General features: G+C 67.6%; 7 protein-coding genes. 5 read left to right on the top strand and 2 right to left on the bottom strand.

Annotation, left to right across the window (positions count from 1 at the left end; genetic code table 11):
- On the top strand, nt 1–964 hold a 964-nt coding region (locus Mlute_RS14000; RefSeq protein ID WP_119361190.1), incomplete at its 5' end, for a sensor histidine kinase.
- Here Mlute_RS14000 and Mlute_RS13995 read toward each other — a convergent pair.
- The gene (locus Mlute_RS13995) at nt 942–2,264 is read right to left on the bottom strand and encodes a sensor histidine kinase (RefSeq protein WP_119361189.1); all 1,323 of its coding nucleotides are present in this window, start codon (nt 2,262–2,264) and stop codon (nt 942–944) included. The genes Mlute_RS14000 and Mlute_RS13995 overlap by 23 nt on opposite strands.
- A complete protein-coding gene (locus tag Mlute_RS13990) occupies nt 2,261–2,923 on the bottom strand; it encodes a response regulator transcription factor (protein WP_119361188.1) in 663 nt (220 codons plus the stop codon). The genes Mlute_RS13995 and Mlute_RS13990 overlap by 4 nt, the downstream gene beginning before the upstream one ends.
- A 134-nt stretch (nt 2,924–3,057) precedes the next feature.
- Between Mlute_RS13990 and Mlute_RS13985 the strand changes: the two genes are divergently transcribed.
- The 4 genes from Mlute_RS13985 to Mlute_RS13970 all read left to right on the top strand — a co-directional run.
- On the top strand, nt 3,058–3,516 hold the full coding sequence (locus tag Mlute_RS13985; RefSeq protein WP_119361187.1) for a hypothetical protein: 459 nt from the start codon (nt 3,058–3,060) through the stop codon (nt 3,514–3,516).
- A gap of 57 nt (nt 3,517–3,573) precedes the next feature.
- Nucleotides 3,574–3,822, top strand: a complete 249-nt coding sequence (locus Mlute_RS13980; protein ID WP_119361186.1) for an SHOCT domain-containing protein — start codon at nt 3,574–3,576, stop codon at nt 3,820–3,822.
- 27 nt (nt 3,823–3,849) lie between these two features.
- Nucleotides 3,850–4,554, top strand: coding sequence for an intradiol ring-cleavage dioxygenase (locus Mlute_RS13975; protein WP_119361185.1), 705 nt, complete (start codon nt 3,850–3,852; stop codon nt 4,552–4,554).
- A 68-nt stretch (nt 4,555–4,622) separates the two neighbouring features.
- On the top strand, nt 4,623–5,169 hold a 547-nt coding region (locus Mlute_RS13970), incomplete at its 3' end, for an FAD:protein FMN transferase (protein WP_182482581.1).

The raw sequence follows: 5,169 nt of genomic DNA, 5'->3' as shown, positions 1-5,169 counted from the left end.
CCTTCAGGCCCCGCCCCGTCCCCGCAGGCCCAGCCTGGAGGCCCGTTTGCAGCAGAACCTGCTGATCGCCAGCCTGGTGGCCACGCTGCTTGGGGTGTTGGTGGCCCTGGTCTTCGCCCGCCGGATGGCCCAGCCCATTGAGGCCATCTCGGAGGCCGCGGGCCGGCTGGCCCAGGGCGACCTCTCGGCCCGGGCCCCGGTTCCCAGAGGGGAGGACGAGGTGGCCCGGCTGGCCCGAAACTTCAACCACATGGCCGCCTCGCTGGAGCGGCTCGAGGCCGAGCGGAAGGCCATGATTGCCGACATCGCGCACGAACTGCGGACCCCCCTTACGGTGATGCAGGGCCGACTGGAGGCCATCCAAGACGGCGTGATGCCCCTCGAGATGGCCGAAGTGGACCGGCTCCACCACCAGACCCAGTTGCTCTCGCGGCTGGTGGAGGACCTGCGCACCCTTTCCCTGGCCGATGCGGGGCGGCTGAACCTGGTGCTGCGCGAGCTGGACCTGGCCGAGCACGTCCGCCGCCTGGCCCACACCTTCCAGGCCGCTTTGGAGGCCAAGCGGATTGAGCTGGAGCTCCGCCTGCCGGCCCAGCCCATCCTGGTTCAGGCCGATGCCGACCGGCTGGCCCAGGTGGTGACCAACCTTATGACCAACGCCCTGGCCCACACCCCGGCGGGGGGGCGGATTGTGCTGGAGGTGGCGGCTCAAGCCGCCCATGCCGTGTTGCGGATTCGGGACAGCGGCCCGGGAATCCCCGAGGAGGCCCTGGGGCGGGTTTTTGACCGCTTCTACCGGGCCGAGGCCTCCCGCTCCCGCTCTACCGGTGGGAGCGGGCTGGGTCTGGCCATTGTCAAGGCCCTGGTGGAGCTGCACGGGGGGTGGGTGGGGGCCCGCAACCACCCTGAGGGTGGCGCCCTCTTTGAGCTTTGCTTGCCCTTTACTCCGGCCAAAGCCCTCTAAGCCAGAGCTCGGCCCGCAGGCCTTGGGGCTGGTTGGGCAGGAGGACAAGCCTCCCCTCGTGGGCCTCGGCCACCCGGGCCACCACCGAGAGGCCTAGCCCGTGGCCCGGGACCCGCACCCCTGGCGCCCGGTAGAAGGGCTCGGTGGCCCGCTCCAGCACCTCCTGAGGCATTCCGGGGCCCTCGTCCCAGACCCTGAGTACCGCGCGGGGGGGGTGGGCCTCCACCTCCACCCCCACGGGGGCCCCAGGGGCGTATTTCCTGGCGTTGCTGAGGAGGTTCTCCAGGGCCTGCTCAATCAGGATGGGATCGCCGGTAAGCCCCAGGGTCTTTGGCCCTCGGTAGGGCACGCCCCACCGCTCTGCCACCTCCTGGGCCAGCCGGGCCAGGTCTAGCCCCACCTTCTGCCCTCGCCCTTCCCGGGCTAGGGTCAGAAGCGACTCGCTTAGGTAGGTCATTCGCTCCACCTCTTCCCTCACGACGCTTAGGGTTTCCTCGGGGGTGGAGAGGCCCTGCTGGTGCGCGTCTAGCTGTAGGCGGATGGCGGTGAGGGGGGTACGCAGCTCATGGGCAGCGTGCCGGGTAAACTCCACCTCCCGCTGCCGGAAGGCCGAGAGCCTTTCCAGCATCTGGTTGAAGGTCTGGCTCAGGTGGCCGAGCTCTCCGCTTCCTTCCGGGGGCACCCGCAGGCTCAGGTCGCCCGAGTCGGCGATGCGCCGGGTGGCCTTAAGCAGGTGGCGCAGGGGGCGAAGGGCCGGGCCGCTTAGGAGCCAGGCGGCCAGGGCCCCCAGCAAGGAGACCACCAGCGCGGTGAAGACCACCGTCTGCCGGTAGCCGGCCAGGCTGCTTTGCACCTGGCTGGCCTCCAAGGCCCCTTGGATATAGACCCCGCTTTGCAGGTACAGGCTCTTGTAGAGCCAGTTCTGCTCTAGGCGGGCCTGGGGGCTGTCGCTCAGGGGGACGGCCTCGGGGAACCGGCCCCACTCCCGCACCACCCGCCCGTCCTGGACCAGCCGGGCGTGGGCTATGCCCCCGGCGGGGGCTGGGTTGAGAAGCCTGCGCAAGGGCCTTCCCAGCAGGTAGGGGTAGCGGCCTCCGGCCTCGGCCTGATCAAAGCGGTCCTCAGGGCCCCGCCGCATCTCGGCCTGGGCGGCCACCCGCCGAAGGTAGGCGTCCAGCTCGCGCTCGAGGTTCCCAAGCTGCAACCGCTCAAAGCTGGCGTAACCCAAAAAACCCTGCACCAAGAGGGCCAGAGCGATGGCCACGGCAATAAAGAGGGCCAGCCGCAGGCGCAGGCTCACGGCTCCACCCCCAGCCTATAACCTCCGGGAACCGTGCGTACCACCCGGCTGTCCAACTTGCTGCGCAGGTGGTGCACGCAGACCTTGACCACCCCTGGGTCTGAGGCCCCCTCGCCCCAGATTAGGTCTAGGAGCTCTTCTGGGCTGTACACCCGGCCCGGGTACATGGCCAAGCGTTCTAGAAGGGCGTACTCGCGGCTGCTCAGCTCCACCGCTCGGCCCTCCCAGCGCACGCTGCGGCTGGCTAGATCAAGCTCGAGGGGCCCGTAGCGCAGCCGGTTTTGCTTTACCTCGCTCACCCGGCGCAGCAGCGCCCGAACCCGGGCCAGGAGTTCCGGTAGGTCAAAGGGCTTGACCACATAGTCGTCCCCCCCCTCGTCCAGCCCTTTTACCCGGTCGGCCAGGGCGTCGCGGGCGGTCATGAAGAGGATGGGCCCTTTGTACCCAGCCTCCCTGACCTCCTGGGCCAGGATGAACCCCCCGTCCTCCGACTCCGGCAGGCGCACGTCCAGGATGAGCAGGTCGGGTTCTGCCTCCGCTAAAAGAGCGCGGGCGCTCGTGAGGTCGGAGGCGTGGTGCACCTGGTGCCCTTGGGCAAGGAGGGCCCGCACGACCGGTCGGGCGATGTTGGGCTCGTCCTCCACCAACAGAATCCGCATGCTTCTAGTCTGCACCCGTAGGGTTACGGCGGGGTTATGAGAGGCTCCTCTCAGCCGGTTGTAACCGCGGCGTAACCGCCTGGGGCCAGACTCCTTTTCGGAAAGGCCAAAGGGCCTTTCCAAGGAGGTCAGCGATGAAAAAAACCCTAAGGACAGCTCTACTGGTTTCCACCCTGGCCCTAGCGGGCGCCTTTGCCCAGCAGACCCCGGCCCCGCAGCAGCCCGCGCCGGCCCAGTCCACCCAGCGCATGGTGTTCCGCGGGTACAGCGTGGGCAGCCTGTACCTGGCTGCGGCCCAGTTCCTGGGCGTAACCCCAGCCGAGCTGGCGGTGCTTTCGGGCGGTACCAAGACCCTGGGTCAGCTCGCCACCGAGCTGGGAAAGACCCCGGCGGGGCTCGAGGCCGCCCTGGTAACGGCCCGCAACCAGGCCATTGACCAGGCTGTGCAGGCTGGGCGCCTGACCGCTGAACAGGCCAATAGCCTCAAGGCCACCAGCCAGGCGGTGGCCCGAGCCTTCGTGAACCAGCCGGTGCAGCTGCGCGTTGGCCCCTTAGGGCGCGATGGCCGTGGCCCTAGGGGTGGGTGGCGCTAGGCCTGCATTTTTTCCGGGCGTGTGGCTGCCCACACGCCCCGCCTTTTGAGGAGCTTTATGTTGGTAGGTCATCGCGGACACTGGGACGGTTTTGGCTACCCCGGCTTGGGGTGGGCAGACGATTTGCTTTGGTTGTTGTTGTTGCTGGCCCTTCTGGTTTTAGTGGGGGTGCTGATCCTGCGGCTTTTGCGTAGCTCCCCCTCCAAAGCTCCAGACCGGGCCCTGGAAATTGTGCGGGAGCGCTATGCTAGGGGTGAGATTAGCCAGGCCGAGTACGAGACCCTGAAGAAGAACCTGGGGGGCTGAGGGCTGGGTATTTGGAGGAGGTCAGCCATGGACAACGACGATAAACCCATCGGCAGGATTCTGAGCCGGCGCGAGGTGCTGGCGGTGCTGGGAGGGATGAGCGGGCTTTTGGGAGGGCCTAGGTCCGCTGCCCAGGGCGGCTCGAGCGCCTTCCCGGCCTGCGTGGTGCGCCCGGCCCTGACCGAGGGGCCCTACTTTGTGGATGTTCAACTCAATCGCTCCGATATTCGCTCCGACCCCACTACCGGGGTGGTCAAGCCGGGTGTACCTCTAAGGTTGCGCTTCGTGGTCACCCGGGTTTCCGCCGCGGGCTGCCTACCCTTGCCGGGGGCCATGGTGGACATCTGGCAGTGCGACGCCCAGGGGATGTACTCGGGGGTGCGGGACCGCTACGGGGACACCCGGGGACAGAAGTGGCTGCGCGGCTACCAGGTGACCGATGCCCAGGGGGTGGCCCAGTTCACCACCATCTACCCCGGCTGGTACCCGGGCCGCACCGTGCACATCCACTTCAAAATCCGCTACCAGAACCGCGACTTCACCTCCCAGCTCTTCTTTGACGATGCCCTGAGCGACCGCATCCTGGCCAACCCGCCCTACGCCAAGCCGGGCAACCGCATCCGCAACATCCAGGACAGCATCTACCGCAGCGGGGGCAGCCAGCTCCTTTTGAACCTGGTTCCCGAAGGATCGGGCTACGCGGCCACCTTTGAGATCGGGCTGAGCCTGTAGCCCCTTTTTGGCGTTATTGCCTGGTTATGCCGATGGGGAATAATGTCCCCTGGTAAGGGGAAGCTTTTATGCCACTGGCCCTATTCAGACCTCGCCCACACCGCCACCAAGCCCACTACGAAGGGGTTCTGGGTACCACCCTTACCCTCCAGTTCTGGGCCGAACGCCCACAAGATGCCCACAAGGCCGAGGCCGCGGCCCTAGCTGAGATTGAGCGCTTGGAGCGCATCTACAGCAGCTTTTTGCCCGACTCAGAGCTGTCCCGCTGGCAAAGGGGCCAGGTGGAGCGCCTCTCCCCCGAGCTCGCCGAGCTTCTGGAGGAAGCTGAGGGCTGGATGGCCCATACCTACGGGGCCTTCAACCCTGGGGCCCTGGCCTTGCAGAGACTTTACCGGGAAAAACCGGCACCTTCTGAGGCCGAGCTCGAGGCCCTGCGCCGGGCCTTGCAAGGGCCTTTGTGGCAGCGGGAGGGCCGCGTGGCCCGGAAACTCACCCCCCTGCCCCTCACCTTCAACGCCCTGGCCAAGGGCCTGATTGCCGATAAAGCCGCCCAGGCCGCGGTGGGGGCGGGGGCGAGGGAGGTGCTGCTCAACCTGGGGGGTGAGGTGCGGCACC

It is taken from the genome of Meiothermus luteus (genome assembly GCF_003574085.1).
GTDB classification, from domain to species: domain Bacteria; phylum Deinococcota; class Deinococci; order Deinococcales; family Thermaceae; genus Meiothermus; species Meiothermus luteus.
Note: the sequence above shows the minus strand (reverse complement) of the source record. Positions and strands in the feature narration are given on the sequence as shown.